At 68.6% G+C, this 21,315-nt stretch carries 15 protein-coding genes and 5 pseudogenes; 10 read left to right on the top strand and 10 right to left on the bottom strand.

Annotated elements, in window-relative coordinates; translation table 11 throughout:
* Positions 1-416 precede the first annotated feature (416 nt).
* A complete protein-coding gene (locus OG456_RS46310; RefSeq protein WP_266571133.1) occupies positions 417-2,966 on the top strand; it encodes an amino acid permease in 2,550 nt (849 codons plus the stop codon).
* 344 nt (positions 2,967-3,310) lie between these two features.
* Complete coding sequence (locus tag OG456_RS46305) at positions 3,311-4,648, top strand: IS630 family transposase (RefSeq protein ID WP_266569626.1); 1,338 nt, start codon at positions 3,311-3,313, stop codon at positions 4,646-4,648.
* A gap of 35 nt (positions 4,649-4,683) precedes the next feature.
* On the opposite strand, the gene OG456_RS46300 is transcribed toward OG456_RS46305, so the two are convergent.
* Complete coding sequence (locus OG456_RS46300) at positions 4,684-5,034, bottom strand: hypothetical protein (protein WP_266571132.1); 351 nt, start codon at positions 5,032-5,034, stop codon at positions 4,684-4,686.
* A 509-nt stretch (positions 5,035-5,543) separates the two neighbouring features.
* On the opposite strand from OG456_RS46300, the gene OG456_RS46295 reads away from it, so the two are divergent.
* A complete protein-coding gene (locus tag OG456_RS46295; protein WP_266571131.1) occupies positions 5,544-5,855 on the top strand; it encodes a helix-turn-helix transcriptional regulator in 312 nt (103 codons plus the stop codon).
* 128 nt (positions 5,856-5,983) lie between these two features.
* Here OG456_RS46295 and OG456_RS46290 read toward each other — a convergent pair.
* Together OG456_RS46290 and OG456_RS46285 are read right to left on the bottom strand one after the other, a co-directional pair.
* Positions 5,984-6,169 (bottom strand): annotated as a pseudogene (locus OG456_RS46290) (transposase); the annotation flags it as partial.
* A gap of 407 nt (positions 6,170-6,576) precedes the next feature.
* Positions 6,577-6,954, bottom strand: coding sequence for a helix-turn-helix domain-containing protein (locus OG456_RS46285; RefSeq protein ID WP_266571130.1), 378 nt, complete (start codon positions 6,952-6,954; stop codon positions 6,577-6,579).
* 270 nt (positions 6,955-7,224) lie between these two features.
* On the opposite strand from OG456_RS46285, the gene OG456_RS46280 reads away from it, so the two are divergent.
* Positions 7,225-8,130: an NADP-dependent oxidoreductase gene (locus tag OG456_RS46280; RefSeq protein WP_266571129.1), complete on the top strand. Its 906-nt coding sequence runs from the start codon at positions 7,225-7,227 to the stop codon at positions 8,128-8,130.
* 68 nt (positions 8,131-8,198) lie between these two features.
* Here OG456_RS46280 and OG456_RS46275 read toward each other — a convergent pair whose 3' ends face one another.
* The 3 genes and pseudogenes from OG456_RS46275 to OG456_RS46270 all read right to left on the bottom strand — a co-directional run bounded on the left by OG456_RS46275 (position 8,199) and on the right by OG456_RS46270 (position 10,604).
* On the bottom strand, positions 8,199-8,573 hold the full coding sequence (locus tag OG456_RS46275; protein WP_266571128.1) for a hypothetical protein: 375 nt from the start codon (positions 8,571-8,573) through the stop codon (positions 8,199-8,201).
* A gap of 148 nt (positions 8,574-8,721) precedes the next feature.
* Positions 8,722-9,015, bottom strand: a pseudogene (locus OG456_RS51000) (DUF4158 domain-containing protein); the annotation flags it as partial.
* 388 nt (positions 9,016-9,403) lie between these two features.
* Positions 9,404-10,604: pseudogene (locus OG456_RS46270) on the bottom strand (IS110 family transposase).
* 210 nt (positions 10,605-10,814) lie between these two features.
* On the opposite strand from OG456_RS46270, the gene OG456_RS46265 reads away from it, so the two are divergent.
* The 3 genes from OG456_RS46265 (at position 10,815) to OG456_RS46255 (ending at position 13,718) form a co-directional block, all read left to right on the top strand.
* Positions 10,815-12,251, top strand: a complete 1,437-nt coding sequence (locus tag OG456_RS46265) for a carboxylesterase family protein (RefSeq protein WP_266571127.1) — start codon at positions 10,815-10,817, stop codon at positions 12,249-12,251.
* Positions 12,252-12,309: 58 nt separating this feature from the next.
* A complete protein-coding gene (locus OG456_RS46260; protein ID WP_266571126.1) occupies positions 12,310-13,338 on the top strand; it encodes a zinc-binding dehydrogenase in 1,029 nt (342 codons plus the stop codon).
* Positions 13,339-13,424: 86 nt separating this feature from the next.
* Positions 13,425-13,718 carry a hypothetical protein gene (locus tag OG456_RS46255; RefSeq protein WP_266571125.1) on the top strand — a complete coding sequence of 98 codons (294 nt, stop codon included), beginning with the start codon at positions 13,425-13,427 and terminating at the stop codon, positions 13,716-13,718.
* Positions 13,719-14,371: 653 nt separating this feature from the next.
* Here the strand turns inward: OG456_RS46255 and OG456_RS46250 are convergent.
* On the bottom strand, positions 14,372-15,526 hold the full coding sequence (locus OG456_RS46250; RefSeq protein ID WP_266571124.1) for an aromatic acid exporter family protein: 1,155 nt from the start codon (positions 15,524-15,526) through the stop codon (positions 14,372-14,374).
* A gap of 717 nt (positions 15,527-16,243) precedes the next feature.
* Here OG456_RS46250 and OG456_RS46245 point away from each other — a divergent pair.
* The gene (locus OG456_RS46245; RefSeq protein WP_266571123.1) at positions 16,244-16,840 is read left to right on the top strand and encodes a tyrosine-type recombinase/integrase; all 597 of its coding nucleotides are present in this window, start codon (positions 16,244-16,246) and stop codon (positions 16,838-16,840) included.
* Between the two features lie 263 nt (positions 16,841-17,103).
* On the opposite strand, the gene OG456_RS46240 is transcribed toward OG456_RS46245, so the two are convergent.
* From OG456_RS46240 to OG456_RS46230, 3 genes are read right to left on the bottom strand one after another with little or no spacing between them, the layout of a single operon-like run.
* The gene (locus OG456_RS46240) at positions 17,104-17,397 is read right to left on the bottom strand and encodes a DUF1330 domain-containing protein (protein ID WP_266571121.1); all 294 of its coding nucleotides are present in this window, start codon (positions 17,395-17,397) and stop codon (positions 17,104-17,106) included.
* 33 nt (positions 17,398-17,430) lie between these two features.
* Complete coding sequence (locus tag OG456_RS46235; RefSeq protein WP_266571120.1) at positions 17,431-18,864, bottom strand: MFS transporter; 1,434 nt, start codon at positions 18,862-18,864, stop codon at positions 17,431-17,433.
* Positions 18,861-19,232: a MarR family transcriptional regulator gene (locus OG456_RS46230; protein ID WP_323136491.1), complete on the bottom strand. Its 372-nt coding sequence runs from the start codon at positions 19,230-19,232 to the stop codon at positions 18,861-18,863. The genes OG456_RS46235 and OG456_RS46230 overlap by 4 nt, the downstream gene beginning before the upstream one ends.
* Positions 19,233-19,401: 169 nt before the next feature.
* Between OG456_RS46230 and OG456_RS46225 the strand changes: the two are divergent.
* Both OG456_RS46225 and OG456_RS46220 read left to right on the top strand, forming a co-directional pair.
* Positions 19,402-19,653, top strand: a pseudogene (locus OG456_RS46225) (transposase); the annotation flags it as partial.
* 413 nt (positions 19,654-20,066) lie between these two features.
* Positions 20,067-21,288 (top strand): annotated as a pseudogene (locus tag OG456_RS46220) (RNA-guided endonuclease InsQ/TnpB family protein).
* Positions 21,289-21,315: the final 27 nt, after the last annotated feature.

Below are 21,315 nucleotides of genomic sequence, written 5' to 3'. Positions count from 1 at the left end.
CCTTCTCGAACTCGGCTGGGGCGCGCCCGTGGCCATCGAGACAGACCTTGCCCGAGCCCTTTCGTTCGTCCTTCCAAGAGGAATTGGCGGACGCATTGCCGGCCCGGCTGGGAGTGACCGGCCAGGCCCGCGACGACATCGCTCTGGTCGTCATTCGCCTGTGACGCTGCGAGATCCAAGGTGCGACGCCGGTGCAGCTCAGAGCCATCGGTGGCTTTCTGCGCGAGCGGCGCACAACGGCCGCATCGCCGTCGTGCGCGGTGGCAGCCGCTTCTGCTTGTCCCTGCGCTGTTGCGAAGGGAAGCGGCCCCGGGTTGGAATCAAGTGTGAGGCTCTTCGGCGGTGCCGTGTCGGCTGGTCTTCCCGCTCCGGGCACAGGGTCCGGCCGGAAGGGGCTCAAGAACGATGCCCTGGGCATGTTCTCCTCGGTCGTCATGGGCCTGGCCTCCACCGCCCCGGCGTACAGCCTCGCCGCCACGCTGGGCATCATCGTGGCCGGAGTCGGATTGCAGGCTCCGATCGTCACCATGCTGGCTTTCGTCCCGATGCTGCTGGTCGCGTACGCCTTCCGGGAGCTCAACGCGAGCAACGCCGACTGCGGGACCACCTTCACCTGGGCCACCCGCGCCTTCGGACCGCGCACCGGCTGGATGGGCGGCTGGGGTCTCATCGTCGCCAACATCATCGTCATGGCTAGCCTCGCGCAGATCGCCGCTGCCTACGGCTTCCGGTTGATGGGCCTGGACGCACTGGCGGAAAACCGGCTGTGGACCACCGCGGCAGGCGTCGTCTGGATCGCCGTGCTGACAGTGATCTGCTACGTCGGCATCTCGTTCTCGGCGGCTGTACAGCGCTGGCTACTGTGCCTGGAAGTGGTGATGCTGATCCTGCTTGCCGTCGCCGCGCTGGTCAGGGTGTACACCAGCCCTCCGCCGACGGCGATCCATGTGTCCGCCTCCTGGTTCAACCCCTTCGCGGTGCCCTCGGTGACGGCCATGACCTCGGGCATCCTCGCGGGGGTCTTCATCTACTGGGGCTGGGACACCGCGTTCTCGGTCAACGAGGAAACCGTCGACAGCACGCGCATCCCGGGCCGTGCCGCGGTCTTGTCCACCGTGCTGCTCCTGGTCATGTACGGGCTGGTGTCCACGTCTGCGCAGGCGTTCGCGGGAGTCGGCACCTCGGGCATCGGACTCGGCAACGCGAACAACGCGGACGATGTGTTCTCCGGGCTGGGTGAAGCCGTGTTCGGGAGCCACGGCACGGGGCTGTTCCTGTCGAGACTGCTGATCCTGATGGTGCTGACCTCCGCGTTGGCCTCCGTCCAGACCACCATCCTGCCCCTTGCCAGGACCGTCTTCTCCATGGCGGTCCACAAGGCCCTCCCCTCTCGGTTCGCCCGGGTCCACCGCAGGTTTCTCACCCCCACCTGGGGGACCATCGGCATGGGAGTGGCCTCGATCGCCCTGTTCGTCCTGCTGACCTCGCTCAGCCAGAACGTCCTGGCCGACTCGATCGACGCGGTCGGTCTCGCGATCGCGTTCCAGTACGGACTGACCGGCTTCGCCTGCGTCTGGTACCACCGCAAGATCCTCACCCGCAGCGTCAAGGACCTGGTCTTCAAGGGCGTGCTACCGGGGCTCGGCGCGCTGTTCATGCTCCTGCTGTTCCTCTACGCCACCTTCGTCGTCTACGCGGATCCCCGGTACGGCACGACCGCCGTCGACCTGCCGCTGATCGGCAGGACGGGCGGGGCCACCGTCCTGGGCCTAGGCGCCCTGCTGATCGGTTTCCTGCTGATGCCGGTGGTCACCCGTGGCCACAGCGTGGCCCTCAAGCTCCAGCGGAGCCTGCTTCCACGCAGCCTGCCGCCGCACGCCGCCGTCGACTCGGCGAGCCGCTACCTGCCCGCCGACAGCGGGTCCGGGGTGGGCGGCGACTGGTACGACATCATCCCTCTCTCCGGTACCCGGGTCGGCCTGGTCGTCGGGGATGTGCTCGGTCACGGCATGCACGCCGCGGCCACCGCGGGACGCCTGCGCACGGGGGTGCGCGTCCTGGCCCGGCTGGACCTGAGCCCGGACGAGCTGCTGTCCCGCTTGGACGACCTGGTCGAGCAGACCACGCACGAGGGCGAAACCGGCCGCGGCCCGGGCCACCTGAAAGCGCACGCCGACGCGGCTCTGGGCGTGAGCTGCCTGTACGCGGTGTACGACCCCGTCTCGGGGGAGTGCAGCATGGCGCGAGCCGGAGAGCCGGTGCTGGCGCTCGTCGAACCGCACACGGGCGTCGTCGACTATCCCCAGCTGCCGCCAGGACCGCCGCTGGGAATCGGCGGCCTGCCCTACCAGAGCACGGAACTGGAGCTCGCGCCGGGCACTCTCGTCGCCCTCTTCACGGACGGCCTCCTCCAGGCGGCCGACGACCGCGAAGCCGGGCTCACGCAGCTCTCACAGGTCCTCTCCGACGACCGAAGATCCCTGGAAGAGCTGTGCGACCGGGCGGTGGCCACCATGCTGCCCGGGGCGGTGGACGTGGACGCGACGATGCTCCTGGTCCGCACGCGTCTGCTCGCCCGGAATCGGTTCGCCCAATGGGCACTGGCCCCGGACCCGGCGGCCGTGGCCACCATCCGCTCCGCCGTCGGGAAGCAGCTCGGCGACTGGGGGCTGGACGACGTGGCGTTCACCACGGAGCTCATCGTCAGCGAACTGGTCACCAACGCCATCCGCTACGCAGGTGGCGGCCCGATCCAGGTGCGCCTGATCCGTGACCGGACCCTGACCTGCGAGGTGTCCGACACCGGCCATACTGCGCCCAATCTGCGGCACGCCGCGAGCGACGACGAGGGAGGCCGGGGCCTGTTCATCATCGCCCAGATGACCCACCACTGGGGCACGCGCTACACGTCCACCGGCAAGACCATCTGGACCGAGCAGGACCTGCCGCAGCCGGACCGCCAGTAGCACCGAGGGGGTACAGATGGGCTTCTTGATCGGCGTCGTGCTGGTCGTCATCCTCGTTCCGTTGGGCGCGTTCATTGCCCGCTGGTTGGAGGACTTTGGAAAAGAGGCACGAGGCAGGAGATTCGTCATTGGTGGGTACTGGACAGCATGGGCCGCAGGGATCGGGTTGATCGTCAGATGCTGGTGAAGCCCGTACAGGTCCATCCCCCTGGCGGCCAGGGGGCCGGACGCCGACCGCGCGTGTTGGGCCTTCGAGCCCCAGCCGGAACTACCTAGGAACTTCCGGCGCGGGAAACTAGTGTGATGCGCCAGAAATGGCGACTCTAAGTATGTAGGCTGTTTTCATGGTGTCTCGGGGTCCTCGTGCTGTCGAAGTCGTGCTGTCCGCCGAGGAACGTGCGGAGTTGACGCGCTGGGCGGACGGCGCGGTATCGGCTCGTGCGGCGGCGCGGGCCCAGATCATCCTGGCCTGTGCGGACGGTGTGTCAAACACGGCTGTGGCAGCGGACTTCGGGGTGAGTGCGGCGACGGTACGCAAGTGGCGCTCCCGGTTCGCGGCCCAGCGGTTGGCAGGCCTGACGGATGCGCCGAGGCCGGGCCGGCGTAAGTCGGAGCTGGTGCTGTCCGAGGCCGAGCGGGCAGAGCTGACGCGCTGGACGCGGCGGGCGAAGACCGCGCAGTTCCTGGCGCTGCGGGCGAGGATCGTGCTGCGGTGCGCGGACGGCGGGACGAACAAGGAAATCGGTGCCGAACTCGGCATCGCGCACAACACGGTGAACCGTTGGCGCTCCAGGTTCGTCCGGCTGCGGCTGGACGGGCTGACGGATGAGCCGCGTCCCGGCAGGCCGCCCTCGATCCTGCTCGACCGGGTCGAGGACGTGCTCACCGCGACCCTGGAATCCACCCCGGGCAAGGACACGCACTGGTCGCGGGCCTCGATGGCCAAGCACTCCGGCCTGTCGAAGTCCACCATCGGCCGGATCTGGAAGAAGTTCGACCTCAAGCCACACCTGCAGGATGCGTTCAAGCTCTCCACCGACCCGCAGTTCATCGCCAAGGTCGTCGACGTCGTCGGTCTGTACCACCACCCGCCCGAGAAGGCGGTGGTGCTATGTGTGGACGAGAAGTCCCAGATCCAGGCCCTGGACCGCTCCCAGCCCGTCCTGCCGATGATGCCGGGCATGCCCGAGCGCCGCACCCACGACTACCACCGGCACGGCATCACCAGCCTGTTCGCCGCCTTCAACATCGCTGACGGCACCGTCATATCGGAACTCCACCGCCGCCACCGGGCCATCGAGTTCAAGAAGTTCCTGACCCGGATCGACAAGGCAGTGCCCATCGGCCTGGACGTGCACCTGGTGTGCGACAACTACGCCACCCACAACACCCCCGAGATCAAGACGTGGCTGGGCAAACACCCCCGCTTCCACGTCCACTTCACCCCCACCGGCTCCTCCTGGATGAACCAGGTCGAGCGGTGGTTCGGCCTGCTGACCGACAAACTCATCCGTCGCGGCGTCCACACCTCCGTCAAGGCTCTGGAGGACGACATCCGCGCATGGATCGAGGAGTGGAACCACGATCCCAAGCCCTTCACCTGGACCAAGACCGCCGACGAGATCCTGAACTCCCTCGCCGACTACCTCACCAAAATCAACCCACCAACCACCAATACGTGAAAGCTACTTAGAGTCGCCATTTCTGGCGCATCACACTAGCGTCCGTCGGCGCGCTTCCGGGTGGCGATCACGGTGGCGGCCGCGCCCGCCGTTCCGTACAGCGTGTACAGCAGGCCCTGGCCCAGAAGGTCGCCGCGCTTCACCTCCTGGGCGTACTTGAGCTGGTCGAACGTGGCTGTGCCGGTCGAATCGCCGCCGCGGACGCTGTAGTCGAGCGCGCAGGTATAGCCCTGCCGCATGGGGCCGGGGTGGTCCTCGCCGTCCTCGCCCAGCTGGAGCCCCGGGCAGTCTGGGACGCCGTGGGCCGCCCCGGCCCTCAGCAGGGTGATCACCCCCCACGCCAGCGGGACCAGGAAAAATGCGATGAACACTCCGCGCAACCTCATTGCGGCACCCTAGTGTCCTGCGCCAGTAATTCGTCGGTAGATCCGTCCAGCCCCCTGGCGGCCAGGGGGCTGGACGCCGACCGCGCGTGTCGGGCCTTCGAGCCCCAGCCGGAACTACCTAGGAACTTCCGGCGCGGGACACTAGTTCACGATCTTGAAAACCGTCGTGGCGCGAGTCACCGTGGATTCAAATCCCACACCCACCGCGCAGGTTGAGGGCCCCTGACCAGGGATATCGGTCGGGGGCCTTCGTCATGCGCGTTGCCTGTTGGTGCCCGCGATTCCCCGTGAGTTCCCGGTCTATCGGGCACGGATGGGGCACGGTTCAAAGAGTCATGAAGGGCGAGTGGTCGGCGAGAAGGAGCTTGCGCAGATACGAGCGTATGCGCGACACGACGCGACGGCGTGGCGGCGCGGGTGTGGACATGACTCCCCCAGGAGTAAGGTACGCGCAGGTGCGTACCTCTGGAAGGTACGCTTAGAGGCGTACCTTGTCGAGAGGTGGAGTGATGGACTCGGGCGAGCTGGAACACCCTCCCGCTGAGGAACTGCAGGTTGGGCCCATCCTGTTGGCGCTTGCCGACGACAACCGGCGTCGGGTCGTGGCCGAGCTGTACGAACGGCCAGACGACGAGCGGCTCTGCGCTTCCTTCGACCTGCCGGTGAGCAAGTCCAGTCGAACACGGCATTGGCGAGTGCTGCGTGAAGCAGGCCTGGTCCATCAGCGCAGCATCGGAAATGGGCTGTACATGCGCCTCCGCAAGGACGACTTGGAGAGCAGATTTCCCGGGCTCATCCAGGCCGTTGTAGGTGCACGCTAGGCACCTTGCAGCCCAGCCCAGCCCAGCCCAGCTCACCACTTACCCCAACTCCCATCCCGTCCGCCGTCGATGTCGGCGGCGGTTGAATCCTGGTTCTGGATCACTTTCAGTGCTGGAGCCACGGAGGGTCAGCACAACAACGATCCTGAACGGCCTCGCGCGGTGAGGAGGACCCGTTTGCGGAGGAGGTCGAAGTTGGCGCGGCCGAACATCTGCCTCTTCAGCATCTTGATCTTGTTGTTCTGGCCCTCGACGGCGCCGGAGCTGTAGCGGAGGCTGAGCCCGGCGACGACGGCGTCGAGGTCCTGGCCGAGGCCGGTGACGAAGGTGTGCAATGCGGGCAGACGCCTGGATCTTGGTGATCCACTGGTCGAGGTGTCTGCCCTGGCGGCCGTTCATCAACTCGGCGAACGCGCGGACGTGGTGGGCGGTTCGGCCGAGGGCGGGGCAGCGGGCCAGGTTCTGAGGTTCCGACTTGCGGGGACGTCGATGACGCGCTCGCCGCGGGCACCTTCGGGAGCTGGTCGACATGCTGGACGGCCCGCTACGGAGCGGCCGTACCCACATCGCAGCCCGTCTCGTCGATGAGCTCAAGCTCCTCGATGACCACCTTCGAGATCCTGGCCGCGCTTCGGCGTCCCCGTCCGCACCATCAATGCCGCCCCCAGCCCCAGTACTTCGCCAACTCGTCCGGTGCGGCACGCGCCAACGCAGGCTCGAGTCAGCCGATGGAGGAGATGCCGCCCTCGCGGGCGTCGAGCAGCTCGTCCCAGTGCTCGGTCGCCCATCGGCATGCGGCGGCCAGCGGCTCCAGCGTGCTGCGGCCCAGCGGTGTCAGCGCGTACTCCACTCGCAGTTTCGGGTCGGCGTGCACCGTGCGTGACACGAACCCGTTCCGCTCCAAGCCGCGGAGTGATTGGGTGAGCGCCTTCGGGGTGACGCGGCCCAGTGGCACGCGGAGTTCGGAGTATCTGCGTGGGCCGTCTTCCAGGCAGTGGAGGACCATGGATGCCCATTTGTCACCGAAGCGGAAAGGCAGCAGTGAGGACGGGCACAGCTCGTCGAACAAGTCGGGTGGCAGCGGTGGCCGATGCGTCATCGGGGGTCTCCCGTCTCCGGTCTTGGTATCCAGATGGTGACCGACCTTCTGGATATCTTCTGGAGCATCGACTCAACGGGAGGTATTCCGACGACGGGCAGGATCGTGGTTTTCGGGGCGGGTGGCCGCCTGCCTGTTCGACGACCTCACCGATCCTTACCCGGCCTCCTCTGGCCGGAAGGCAGCCGGCGTGCCGATTTGCACCTCATCAGAGTAACGAGCGTCGAATGAACATCATCATTTCGACCTATAAAGGTAAGGCAGGACATTATGCGTGCAGCCCGCTTCCATGAATACGGCGGAGCGGAGAGCCTGGTGATCGAGCAGGCCCCCGACCCCCACCCCGGACTTGGTGAGATCCGTGTCCGTGTCGCGGCGGCCAGCGTCAATCCCATCGACTGGAAGCTGCGCGCCGGCGCCCTGCAGCAGCTGATTCCCCTGGAGCTGCCCGCCATTCCCGGGCGCGACGCCGCCGGCGTGGTCGACGAAGTCGGTGACGGAGTACAGGGGGTGAGCATCGGCGACCGCGTCTTCGGGCTGGGCGGTGTCACCGGCTCAACCGCAGAGCTGGTCATCCTCTCGGCCTGGGCCCACGCCCCCGACACGTGGACCGATGAGCAGGCTGCGGGCGCCGGACTCGCGTCCGTGACCGCGATGCGTGGCCTGAACGCGCTCGGCTCCCTCGCGGGGCGCACCCTTCTCGTCGAGGGCGCCGCCGGAGGCGTGGGCAGCGCGGCAGTCGAGATCGCTGTGGCACAAGGTGCCACCGTGATCGGGACAGCCAGCGAACGCAACCACGAGTTCCTCACCTCTCTCGGCGCCGTTCCCACCACCTACGGCCCCGGCCTCGCGCAGCGCCTCTCCGCTCTCGCTCCGCACGGCGTCGACATCGCGCTCGACACCGCGGCCTCCGGATCCCTGGACGACCTCGTCACTATCACGGGCGACCCGACGCGCGTCGCGACGGTCGCCGACCACGCAGGCGGGCAGCGCCTGGGCACGCATGTGGTCAACGCGGAGAACGACTCCACCCTCCTGTCCGCGGCCGCGGAACTGGGCCGGCAAGGCCGCTACACACCCCGTATCGAACAGACCTACCCCCTGGAGCGGATCGTCGACGCCCACGCGCACGCCGAGCGCGGACGCACACGCGGAAAGATCGTGATCTGCATCTGAAGCGGGGGCATGGCACAGATGCGCCAACCCGCCAAGCGAATCGCGGCCCGCCGGTGGTTCTGGCCCGGTTAGATCCGCTTGGGGCGCAGGGTGCTTCCCGGTCGCAGGTTGCCGTTCACATCGAGGTCGTTGAGCACCGCGGGGAGGCCCTGGGTGAGCATCTTGGTACGGACGGTGCCAAGAATCTTGGCCATGAGGAAGCCTCCCATCCCGGCGTGGTCGTAGGTGAAGCGCGTTCCGCTGCCGTGCGGTTCGATCCGGTAGGGGTGGCTGGGCGAGGACGCCGAGGATCTTGCCCGCCAGGCATTGATGACCTGTACGCCGATCCCGGCGAACACCTTCTCCGGGACGCCGATGGCGCGGACCTGCTTGAGCTGGGAGATCTCGTCCAGCAGCGAGTTGAGGCTGACGTTGCCCGGATGGGACTTGATGTCCGAGAGCACCGAGGCAACGTCGCCTTCGTCGTCCTCGTACGAGGTATCGCCGTCCGCGGCGGTCGCGTCCCCCTGAGCGGCGTGGCCGCCGGTCAGGTCGGTGAAGACCAGGGCGTCCAGCCGGCGGGTGCCAGATCACGTAGACCAGCTGCGAGACGAGCTTGACCTGGTCGGTCGTGGTGCACTCATGCCAGCCGGTCAGGTCCCGCAGCTCGCTGCGGTGCCGCTTGGCGGCGCGGGAGGTGAAGTCGTAGAAGGCCAGCTCGGTGGCGGCGACGCAGACCTGCTTGGCGACGTGCTCGACCGCGTCGGGTGGCAGCCCCAGCCGCATCTTGGGGAACCGGCCGCGCCAGGTCAGAAACTTCAGCTGGACGGCGAACCCCAGCCTGGTGGCGCCGCTCTTGTTACGTAACCATCCCGCCTCGTCGCTGGACAGGGTGAAGTGGTCCACCACCCCGCCCAGACCCAGATCCCGCCCCACTCCGCAGCCCCTGTCATACGCCCCCGTTCCCAGCGTTCGGGCTGGACGGTATGGGCGCCGGTGTACAGCGGCGCGGGTACCGGCGAATTGCCCCGGTGGACCAGGCGAGCCTGGTAAAGGCGCGCCCCCGAGGGCCCAGGGGCGACGGCCGTAGGCCGTCCTGGCCTGCCGCTGTGTTCTGGGTTACGAGAAGGCGAGGAGTGGGGAAGTGTCGCCTGGTGACTATCAGGTGACCGCTGCCCGCCCGGCGATTGGTCGGATCCCAGGGAACGATGGGAGAGCGTCACCACGAGCGACCAGCCGCCAATACACCGCGCGCAGCATCCGAACCGCGCCGGAAGGAATCTCAATGACCGTGTCAAGGTGCCCGAACGACTGGCGGGGCGAAGGTGAACGGCCTATTGTCCCGCAGCATTGCCCACAGCACGTCGACCCGACGGCGCGCGAGCGCAAGCAGAGCTTGGGTGTGAAGGAGCCCTTCGGACCGCTTCTTGAGGTAGTAGTCGAGATGGACCGGGCCGCATCATGGCGGTCTGCGCAGCCAGGTAGAAAATGTGGCGCAAGCGCCGGTTGTAGCGCTTGGGCCGGTGGTTGTTGCCGGTGCGGCGTCCGGAATCGCGGGGCACCGGGGCCAGACCGGCGTGGGAGGCGAGGCGGCCGGCGTCCGTATAACCGGACAGGTCGCCGACGATGGCGACGAACTCCGCGCCCAGGATCGGACCCATGCCGGGCATCGATTCGATGATCTCGGAGCGTTCGTCGGCCCGGAAGGTCTCGCGGATCTCCCGGTCGTTGTCCTTGATCCGCTCGTCCAGGGCCAGGAGCTGGTGCGCCAGGTCGCCGACCAGCTTGGCCGCCCGCCTCTCGCCAGGCAGGATGATCTGCTGGGACTGAGCGGCCTCCACTGCCCTGCTGGCCACGTCCCCGGCTCCGCGGACCTTGCGACGCTCCAGCCAGGTCGTCAGCCGTTTGACGCCGATCCGACGAAGGGCAGCCGGGGTCTGGTAGTCCGCCAACATGACGACGGGCCCCTTGGCGGCGGAGTAGTCGAAGGCCCGTTCCAGGGCAGGACAGATCCCCAAGAGCAGGTCGCGCAGCCGGTTGATCAGCCTCACTCGGTCGGCGATCAGGTCAGCACGGTAGTGCGTCAGCACCTTCAGGGCAGCCACGAGCTCCGGTGGCGTGTCCAACGGAGCGAAATCCCGGCGCATCCGGGCCTGGTCGGCGATGACCCGCGCGTCCTTCGCGTCAGTCTTCCCCTCGCCCTTGTAGGCGCCGGTCATCCGGTTGACGGTTCGGCCTGGAACGTAGACCACGCTCTGGCCATGGGCCACCAGCAGGGCCAACAGCAGTGCGGAGGCCCGACCGGAGATGTCCACCGCCCACTGCACCTGACCGGCCATTTCCCGCGCGGTCTCGATGAGCGCCAGGATCTGCGACTCGTCGTTGATCACCTTCGTCGAGAAAAGGATCTCCCCATCGGCGTCCACCGCTGCCGCCCAGTGGTGCCCCTTGCCGGCGTCGATGCCGACCCATATCCGGTTGATAGACGTGCCCAAGTCCCTCGCTCCGTATCCCTCGTGACCAGAACTTCATGGTCCGAAGAACACTCCGCCGACAGGTCCCTAACCAGCGATGACCGCAGTTCTCAATCAGCAGTCGGAGCGCCCCGGAGGATCGGGCGGCCATTCCTTCCGAGCCCTCGAGGGCAACGTGCCATCAGCCACACCCGGCCCTCCCGGACCGCCTCACATTCTTAGGGACATGTCATGACCGCCACCCCTCCCAAGGCCCCGACCGCACCAGGGGTGCGGTCCTGGTGGGGAATCCCGTACGCCACCGCCGAGCGGTACCGCCGCCCCGTGGTCGCGGACTTCGATCCGGGCCTCCCCTACGACCGCAAGGGCGTCGTCTCCGTCCAGCCCGACAGCGGCGACTGGCTCGAAGCGGACAGCGGGATGGGTGAGGACTGCCTGAACCTGAACGTGTGGGCTCCCGAGCAGCCGGCCGGCAAGGGGCTCCCGGTGACCGTGTACATCCACGGCGGCGGATTCGAGTACGGCGCGAACACGCAGATCACCTCGAACGCCGCCGGTCTCGCCGCGACGGGGCGCGTGGTGGGCGTGTCCATCAACTACCGGCTCGGCGCCCTGGGCGCGCTCTCGCTCTCGCAATACGGCGGGAAGCTCGCCGAGGCCAGCAACCTCTTCCTCCAGGACATCATCGCCGCGCTCACCTGGATCCAGCGGAACATCGCCCACTTCGGCGGAGACCCCGACAACGTCACCGTCTACGGCCACAGCGGCGGCGCCTACTCCTCCCTCGGACTGCTCGGCGCCTCCTCTGCCGACGGCCTGTACCGGCGCCTGGCCGGGTTCTCCGGCGGGCCCGCCCGCAGCATCCCGGCCTGGTGGGCCGAGGAACTCGCACACCGGTTCGTCACCGAACTCGGCGTCGCGGACAACCCGGAGAAGCTGCTCGACCTCGACCCGCTCTCCCTGCGGGACGCCCTGCGCAAGGTCGCCCCGACGGACCTCGGAGTCCGCGGCGGGGTGGACAACAAGGCCACCGGCGTCGTCCTGGACATCGGGCAGCCCGGCGCGGTGGTGCACGCCCACCCGATGGACGTCCTCGCCTCGGGCGCGCACCGCGACGTCGACGTACTACTGAGCATGGCCAGCGACGACATGGGCTGGTGGGTGGCGAACGACCTCGACCGGTTCGACCCGGGCACCCTCGACCGCATCGTCGACGAGGTCGCGGGGTGGCGCATTTCCCGCTCCCGCGCCAAGAAGATCGTCGACGCCTACGACCAGGGCGGCCGTACGCCGGCCGAGGTCCGCGCCGCGCTCATGGCGGACTACCTCTTCGCGATCCCCGCCGCCCGCGGCGCCCTGGCCCACGCCGCCGCCGGCGGCAACGCCCACCTCCTGATGATCGGCCCCGCCGAAGGCGCGCCCGCCGTGCACGGCACCGAGATGTACGCCCTGGTCGGCCAGGAACAGCCGGGCCGCAGCGCGGAGCAGGCCGAGCGTGACACCCGTATCCGCGACATCGTGCTCGACTTCGCCACCGGCGAGCACTCCCGCCTGTGGCCCGCCGTCACGGACAAGCCCACCTCGGAAACCGTCGGCAACTCTCCCTTCGAGGGCACCGCCCACTACCAGCAGGTCCTCGACCTGTGGGAGGGCATCGACCGCCCCTGACGGCCAGCGGGCGATACGGAACAGCGCACCAGGGGGTGAACAGAGTGAGGAACTCGGCATGAGCCAACCGACAGCAGCAGCGGCCGACGACGCCGCACCGGCGACCATGCGGGCCGTCGTCGTCACCCGCCCCGGCGGCCTGGACGCACTTCAGATCAAGGACGTGCCGGTGCCCGTCCGCAAGCCCGGCTGGGTGCGGATCGAGGTGAAGGCGTTCGGCGTCAACGAGTCCGAGGTCACCACCCGAAAGGGCGAGTCGGGCGCGGTGGTCACCTACCCGCGTATCCCCGGTATCGAGGGCGTCGGCGTCATCGATGAGGCCGACGAGGACAGCGGGCGGCGGCCGGGCCAGCAGGTGGCCACGATGATGGGCGGCATGGGCCGCTCGTACGACGGCGCGTACGCCCAGTACGTGACCGTCCCCGCGCAGCAGGTCATCCCGTTCGAGACCGGCCTGCCGTGGGACGTGGTCGGTGCGCTGCCGGAGATGTTCCAGACCGCCTACGGATCGCTGACCCACGGCCTGGACCTCAAGGCCGGGCAGACGCTGCTCATCCGCGGCGGCACCTCCACGGTCTGGCTGAGCGCGGCCACGATCGCGAAGGACCTCGGAGCGACCGTGCTGTCCACCACCCGCAGCCCGGACAGGGCCGGGGAACTGCGGGCCGCGGGCGTCGACCATCCCCTCGTCGACAACGGCACCCTCGCCGGCCAGGTGCGCGAGCTGATGCCGGACGGTGTCGACGCCGCACTGGAAATGGTGGGCTGCTCGGTCCTCGCCGACACTCTGCGCACCGTCCGTCGCCACGGCACCGTGTGCTTCACGGGAGCCCTGGCGGGCCAGTGGACGATCCCCGACTTCAGCCCGTTCATGATCCCGGGCGGGGTGCGGCTGACCTCCTACGGCGGTCAGGCCGCCGACCTCCCGGCCGACGTCTTCGCCCACCAGCTCCAGGCCATCGCCGAAGGACGACTCAACGTCCCGGTCGCGAAGGTCTACCACGGCCTGGAGCAGGTCCGTGACGCCCAGGCCGACCTCGAGTCCGGCACCACGCCGGGCAAGCACGTCGTCGTCCTGGACGACTGAGACCCGGGCAACCGAGAGACGACCACCCACCACCCCCCCGATGTGCGGCGGCCGACAACAGCCGGCCGCAGCATCCGTAAGCAGATATGGGCGTCGACAGGGCGGAGATCAGCAAGACCATCCTGGAGTTGGAGAAGTCCTTCAACGAACGGTGGAGCGTCGGCGACAACCGCGGCTACTTCGACAACTACACCGAGGAGGTCAGCTACTTCGACCCGATCGTCAAGGAGCTGGTCGTGGGACGCGACAACGTCATCGCACACATCGACCCGATCTACGGCCGGGAAGTACTCCAGCAGCTGTGCCCGCATCCGGTTGATAGGCGCGACCATGATGGGCTGCGCCGGACCGCTAACCATCGGTCTCAGACTTCTCGGTGACTGCGTCAGGCGGGGCCGGTGCAGCGGAAGGCCCCATGCTGGTTGGACAAGGGTAGCCGTGCCCTGTTGGTGCCGTTCGCCATGGCGGAACGGAAAACGGCCCCCGGGGCAGTGCCCCGGGGGCCGGCGGGTGTTTCGGCGGACCAGAGAGGGGAGGCACGACCTCGCTGTTCCTGCTCCTTCGCCTCTGCCCGAAACCGCTTCTCCTGCGGACGACTGGCTGGGAGACTGCCGGTTGACCGCGCATCACTTCGGAGTCGCCATGCCGGATCAACGACGACCGCGACCGGAGGCGACGCCTTGATTCCCTACGGCTCCAGAGGGCGATGCAGGTCTGCGCGACGGTCTGCGGCTGGATGGCGGTCACGGCCCACCCGCCTGCTCGGGCACGTCACGGTGCGCACTGGTAGCCCTCGGCCGCCAGAGCGTGTCGGTAGCCCCCGTTTCATGACTCCTGGGGCCCTGTGCGGTGGTCAAGGGCGCATGTAGGCGCGGCCGTCTGCAGGGCCAGCCAACCGATTGACGGCAGGCCCCGGTGCCTGGAGGGGGACGTATGCCGGCAAGGCCGCGCACCACTGCCCGGTGACCGGCACGGGCGGGGCGAAGGTGTTCACGCGCCGCGTACCAAGCCACGTGGCCGCCTGCGCCGTGGGTCAGCGCGTGTCCGCGCGGTCGAGGTCGGCCAGCAGCCTTTCTGCGTCGGTCATGAGTGAGCCGTAGACGTGCCAGGCGCCGGGCTTGGTGAGGGTGCCCCGGGCGATCATGTCGGTCATGGTGTCGTGCCAGGCCAGCGCGCTGTCGATCGCTCCGCGCAGGCGCTCACGAGGGGATGCGTTCGGTGAGTTGGTTGCCGGGGCCGGTTCGGTGAATGCCTGGACGGCCGCTCCTGCCAGCTGGAGGGTTTGAGCGTACTGGTCGAGGAACTGGTGCCCCAGGTGGTGATCGGCGTGGTTGTCGTGCGCGCTGTCGGCCAGGGTCCGTGCGATTCCGCGTATCTGGATCGACACGCCGCGCAGGGCGCTGAAGGTGTCGTTGAAGGTCGTCTCCTTGCGTCGCGTGTGCGCGACGCAGCGTGTGTTCCACCGCAGGCTCTCGTCGGCCTGCCGTACCTGTTCCTCTGCGCGAGTGAGGTGTTTGTCCAGGCTGCGCGCCTGGTGCAGCCAGTTGTGGGCCTTCGAGGTGAGCTGTCGCTGGGAGAGGCCGGTACCCATGTCGTGCAGCAGTGTTCCCATGGAGCGGGCGAGGTCGCGTACGGCGGAATCCGACTCGTGCAGGTAGAGCGGGGGCAGGATGAGGGCGTTGACCGTGATGCCCACGGCCGCGCCGGTGAGTGTTTGGAGCGCGGGGGATATGAGACTGCCCATGGGGTCGGTTGCGGTGGCGGCCAGTGCGATGACTGCGGTGGAGGCGATCTGGAGGCGGTCGTCGGCGGTGCGGCGGGGGCCTGCCAGGACCGCGATGACCGCGATGACCGCGACGGCGCCCGCGGTCGGTCCCAGCAGGTGGGCCGTTGCGAGGGCGAGGATCAGTCCGGCAACCCTGGCCACTACGTTTTGTGTCGCCTTGGTCACGGACTGGTAGACCGTGGAGGCGTTGACCATGAGCAGGGCCGTGGCGACCGCCATGTAGGGGCGGCCGTCGGGGGCCCAGGGGGTCACGATGCCCCAGGTGAGCAGCGCTGCGATGAGGGTTTTGGCGCTGTGCACCACATGGTCGGTTCGTTTGGTGCGGAGCAAGCCGGCGAGGCGACGCAGCGGCCCTGTCGTCGTCTCCTCGGTGCGCCCGGGCTGAATAGTTGAATCTTGCACGACATTGATGATGGCATATTTGTCTGTTTTGACCGTGTGGCGTCAGTCACCGCCGCCGCAGTGCCCCCACGAGCACCGTCTTCGCTGCTCCCGCGCCAGCCCGTCACTGCCGGCGCCGGGCGGGCGCTGGAGGTCGTCCTGGAAGGGGAGCTGCACGGCGAGCGGGACCTGCAGAGCGAGTGGGCCGGCACGAGGATCCGTTCACCCAGAGGGGAGGTGAGCCCCATGCCGAGCATGTGGTCCACGCAACTGGTCACGGTACGGAGCGAGCGGGGGCCGAGGGCGCCGGGCCCGAGCGGTGGAACAGTGCCCGGACTCGGCACTCGCCATGGTTAGAGCGGTCAGCGGAAGATGCTGTGAGCGAAGTCGTGGGCGCTCCCGACCACGACGACCCAAATGCCGCGCCCCACTGCAGACCCGACACTGAGCTCGGGCTGCTCGACTAGCAGCGAGAGCACAATCAACCGGATGCGTGGATTGCCGGAAGCTTCGTTGACGGGCCGTGCAGGCCGATCATATTGATCGTTGATTGGGTATGGAGACCACCGACCGCACTCCCGCTCGCGCCGGGTTCCTCGGCGCCTACTGGCTCGACTCACCCGTCCTCGATGGCGAGGCTTGCTGTGGTGCGGCCCAGGCTGCCGGGCCCGAGACCGGCCGAGCGAACAGGCTGCGGCCGGTGATGCTGAGCGCAGCGGTAGCCCTCGTCCCGCTCGCATGCATGGTCGCCCTCACATCTCGCTAGGCGCTGCGCCGTGGCTTCTTCGCCGGCGCCTTCTTGGTGGCGTTCTGGCCACGATCATCCGCCGAGTCCGTGACCCCAAGACCGGCCTGATCCCGCTGGTCACCCGCTACGACTGCGAAGAGCGGCAGTGGAATGCACCCGCGCCCGTCCTCTTCCAATACAACCGCGGTGGTGAGCCCTGCACCCTCAGCTCCCAGACCATCCGCGAGATCCTCAAGAAGACCGTCGCCTTCATGCGGCTGACCGACGCCGCCGGCCAGCCGCTGACTTTCACTCCGCAGGACTTCCGCCGGATATTCATCACCGACGCCATCCGCACCGGACTGCCACCCCACATCGCAGTCATCGCCGGACACGCCAATATCAACACCACCATGGGCTACAACGCGGTCTATCCCACCGAGACCATCGAAGCCACCGTGCCTTCATCGCCCGCCGCCGCAACCTGCGCCCCGCTGAGGAATACCGCACTCCCACCGACGCCGAGTGGGAGGACTTCCTCGGCCACTTCGAACGCCGCAAGGTCTCTGTCGGCACCTGCGCGCCCTTGGGACCGCCTGTATCCATGAGCTTGTGTCAGATGCTCGCTCTTCCGGCCTGATCCAGCCCAACGGCCATGGCTGGCCGACATCCGCGACAACCTGATCGCGTGCATAGCCGAGGCGGAACAGGAAGGATGGCTGCGTGAAGTCGAGGGCCTCCAGGTGAGCCCCGCTGGCGCCCGGGCAAGCTGGACCAACTTGATACCGAAGCGGCCCGCCGCTCCTCCGCAGTCGATCTTGGCATGCCGGCCTTCGCCGACATCGCCATCCGTACTCCGACTGGACCTCGGTCAGTCGATGCCTTCGACGATACGGAAGTCGCGCTCGACGCCGTCGGAGAGAGCGTCCAGCGCCTCCTGGTAGGCCGCACTCTCGCGCGCCGCGACGGCCTGCTCGAAGCTGTCGAACTCGATCAGGACGGTGCGCTCGGCGATTCCGGCGTCATACGCCACGACCCGACCGCCACGGACGAGGACCCGACCGCCCCCGGCCTCGACGGCCGGACGGGCCAGCTTGTTGTAGGCAGCCAACTTCTCAGGGTCTGAAATGGTGCGGTAGACGCTGACCCAGTAGCCCTTGGGCATGGAACCTCCAGTGTTGGGATGAGTGCATCTGACTTACGGGTTGGTCTCGGACGAGCGTCGGCGGGCGAGAGCGAGGCTTGTCAGCGTCGTGATCGCCATGGCGCCGATGCCGACCAGCGCCGCGGTGGTGTAGGCGCTGTCGTCGGGGAAGAGGTGGCCGGGGCCGGTGCCCGCGGCGAGGATCAGGCCGCCGATGGCGCTGCCCAGGGAGTACCCGACGCTGCGGACGACGTAGTTGAAGCTCATGGCGCTCGACGTCTCGCTCTTGGGGGTGACGGCCAGGATGACGCCGGGCATCGCGGCCGAGAAGCCGCCGACGCCGAAACCGAGCACGCCCATCGCCGCGAACAGTTCGGCCAGGTCCGACCGGGCCGCCGCGAACAGGGCGAACCCGCCGCCGACCACGACGGCGCTGCCGGCCAGGAGCAGGGGGTCGGCGATCCGCGTCCGGACCCGCGGCGTGAGCTTGCCGGCGACGAACCCCAGCACCGAGAACGGGATGAGGACCAGCCCGGCGACGAAGGTCGTCAGCCCGAAGCCGTAGCCGGCGCCGTGCGGCGTCTGCGCGTACCGAGTGAGGAGCGTGAGCAGGAGGTACATGCCGATCCCGCCGACGAACATGGCGAGGTTCGCCCCGGCGACCGCCGGGTGCCGCACCGCCCGCACATCGACCAGGGGCGTCGTGCTGCGCAGCTCGATGACGGCCCAGACGCAGAGCAGCACCACCGCGACGACGGCGAGGCCCGCCGCCACGGCGAGGTGCCGGCTCCACAGATTCCGTTCGCCGGCGAGGAACAGCACCAGGAGCAGCGCAGCGGCCAGGACGACCGCGCCTGCCACGTGCACGTGGGCGGAGCGGCCTTCGGGGGCTTCGGGCATGGAGCGCCACGCGGTCAGGAGGGCGGCGGCGGTGACGACCAGACCGAGGCCGTAGGCGGCCCGTACCCCGCCGAGCTCGGCGAGCAGTGCGGCCAGCGGGTAGCCGACGCCGGCCCCGATGATCGAGACCACCGAGATCAGGGCGATCACGGCCGCGCTGCGCTCCTCGGGGAGGTGGTCCCGGGCCACGCCCATCATCAGCGCCGTCAGCCCGAGCCCGACGCCCTGGGCCGCCCTGCCGGCCAGCAGCCACGCGAACGGCAGCGGCAGCACGGTGAGCGCGCCGCCGGCGACGACGACCGCCAGCGTGGCGAGGATCGTGGCCCGCCGGCGCGGACCCGCTCCGAGCCGGCCCAGGACCGGCGTGGCGACGGCGCCGCTGAGCAGCGCGACGGTCAGAGTCCACTGCGCGCTGCCGAGCGAGACGTGGAACGAGGTCGCCACGCTGGTGATGAGCGGCGTCCCGAGGCTGGCGACCGCCGCCACGACCAGAGCGATGAATACCAGAGCGGGGACCAGCAGCCGCGCCTCGGAACGCGCCACCGGGAACGCCTTCACCCCGACCCCGCCGACCGGCTGCCCGGTCACTGCTTCGGCCCTTCGCGCCCTTCGCGGTCCTGGCTTTCGAGCTCGGCCAGATGCTTCAGCGCCGGAAGGGCCGCCACCAGCGCCTCGACCTCGTCGCCGGTGAGCTCGCCGATCAACCGCTCGAACGCGTGGACGCCCGCCTGGCGCCGCGTCCGGGCATAGGAGGCGCCGGCCTCGGTCAGGCACACCAGCGTGACCCGCTTGTCGGACGCGTCGCCCCGCCGCTCGACCAGGCCGGACTCCTCCATCACCCGGACCAGGGCGGTCATCGCGGGCTGGGTGACGCCCTCGACCGCGGCCAGATCGGTGATGCGCCTCGGGCCGGTCCGGTCCAGGGTGGCCAGGGTGGCGGCGGACGTCAGGCTCATGTCCCGGGGCAGGCGTCTCGCGGCCCTGGTGGCCAGGCCGTAGAGGGCTGCCCCGATGGCGGCGGACGCGCCAGGAGCGGTGTCTTGACGACTCATGCTCGAAGCATAGCATTTTTATATTCATAGTTTATGGAAATGCTCGACTGGCGCGGGCGGCCTCGACCCCTGGGAGGCGGTGCGCTGCCGCATCGACTTCAAATACACCCTCGGCCTGGAGCTGGAAGACCCCGGCTTCCACCACAGCGTCCAGTCCGACTTCCGCGACCGGCTCGCCGAGGGCGACCACGCCGACCGGCTGCTGGGCCTCGCGCTCACCCGGATCCGGCGGGCCGGCTTGCTCAAGGGCCGCGGCACCCAGCGCACCGACTCCACCCACATCCTGTCCGCCGCACGGGAGCTGACCCGCCTGGAGCTGGTGAGTGCCTGCGTCATTTCCCTTGATCGGTGACCTTCTGTGACTGGTGAGCAAGTTCGTTCGCCAGGGGTCAGGGTTGGGCGGGCTGAGGTCTGGTCGGGGTGTCTCTGATACGTATCCAGGAGTCTTTCGGTCATCTCTGGTGACCATGACGCATGCGCCGGACTCTGCTGTCTGTACGGGCCGGAGCTTCCCCGGTCGGTGAGGGCAGGAGCGAGGGCCAGAAGCCGATCTGATCACCGGGTTCCTCCGAGGATGCCCCGGTCTTCAGGCCGGGGAGGAATTGGACTCCTGCGGGGCAGGACTGGAAGTAGGGGTTTCGCCCCCGGGGCGAAGGACCGTCCACCGGGTGACGGGGTGAGCGAGCCGCAGCGGTCAAGAACTCTCGACTGTCAGTCCTCCCGGGTAGGTTCGGGTGTATGGCGACAGGAGCGATCACGGAGGGGGCCGGGCATGCCCGGTACACCTTCCGTGTGCGCCTGTCGGCCACGGCCCGGCGCGCGCTCGACGCCGAGTGGGATCGCTGCCGGTGGCTGTGGAACGAGTGTGTGGCCAAGTCCAGGCAGGTCCACGCGCAGAGCAGAGCGGGCGGCGAGAAGCTGACGTGCGGTCCGGCCCAGCTCGACAAGCTGCTGACCGAGGCCCGCAGGGTGACGCCGTGGCTGGCTCGAGGCGCGTGCGTGCCGCAGCAGCAGGTGATCCGCGACTTCACCAAATCGAGGGCGAAGGCGCTGAAGGACATCAAGGACGGGCTTGCGCAGCACCGCCGGGCGGGGATGCCCCACTTCAAGCGCAAGCGGGACGCCAAGCCGAGCATGAACTACACGAAGCGCGGTTTCCGCCTCAAGGACGGTCGCCTGCACCTCGCGGGCGGGAACGTGCTGAGCGTGGTGTGGTCGCGGGACCTTCCGGCCGACCCGTCGAGCGTGCGCGTGTACCAGGACACGCTCGGGCATTGGTACGTGTCCTTCGTCGCCCCCGCGCAGAGCGAACCGCTGCCCGCCACCGGGCGGGTTCTCGGGGTGGACTGGGGTGTGAAGGAGACGGCCACCACCACGGATGACGCCTACGACCTCCCGCATGCCGGACACGGCAAGCGGGCCGCGCAGCGGCTCGCGAAGTACCAGCGGATGATGGCCCGGCGCCGGCGCCCGAAAGGGCAGCCCGCATCCAAGGGTTATCGGAAGGCGCAGGCACAGGCCGCCAAGGTGTCCAAGAAGATCGCGAGGCAGCGTGAGGACACCGGCCGCAAGTGGGCCACGTCCGTGATGCGTGGCCATGACGGGGTTGCGGTGGAGGACTTCCGGCCGAAGTTCCTCGCGAAGACCACGATGGCCCGCAAAGCGGCCGACGCCGCCATCGCCGCGACGAAGCGCGCCCTGGTCGAGATGGGCCGCAAACACGCACGGGACGTCCGTCTCGTGCACCCGGCGCACACCACGATGGAATGTGCGCAGTGCGCAGCGAGAACCAAGCACGCACTCCCTCTCTCGATGAGAACGTATGCCTGCACCGTGTGCGGAGCCGTGTCCCCCCCGGGATAAGAACTCCGCCCGCGTGATGCTGGTCCGGGCAGGTTGGAACCCGGACGGTGCTGAGGGCGCAAGACCACCTGAGCCGCCGGCTCGGGTGGCTGCCTGAGCCGTAAATCCCCGCACAGCCCTGGAG

This window comes from Streptomyces sp. NBC_01446 (assembly GCF_026340095.1).
GTDB lineage: Bacteria > Actinomycetota > Actinomycetes > Streptomycetales > Streptomycetaceae > Streptomyces > Streptomyces aureus.
Note: the sequence above shows the minus strand (reverse complement) of the source record. Positions and strands in the feature narration are given on the sequence as shown.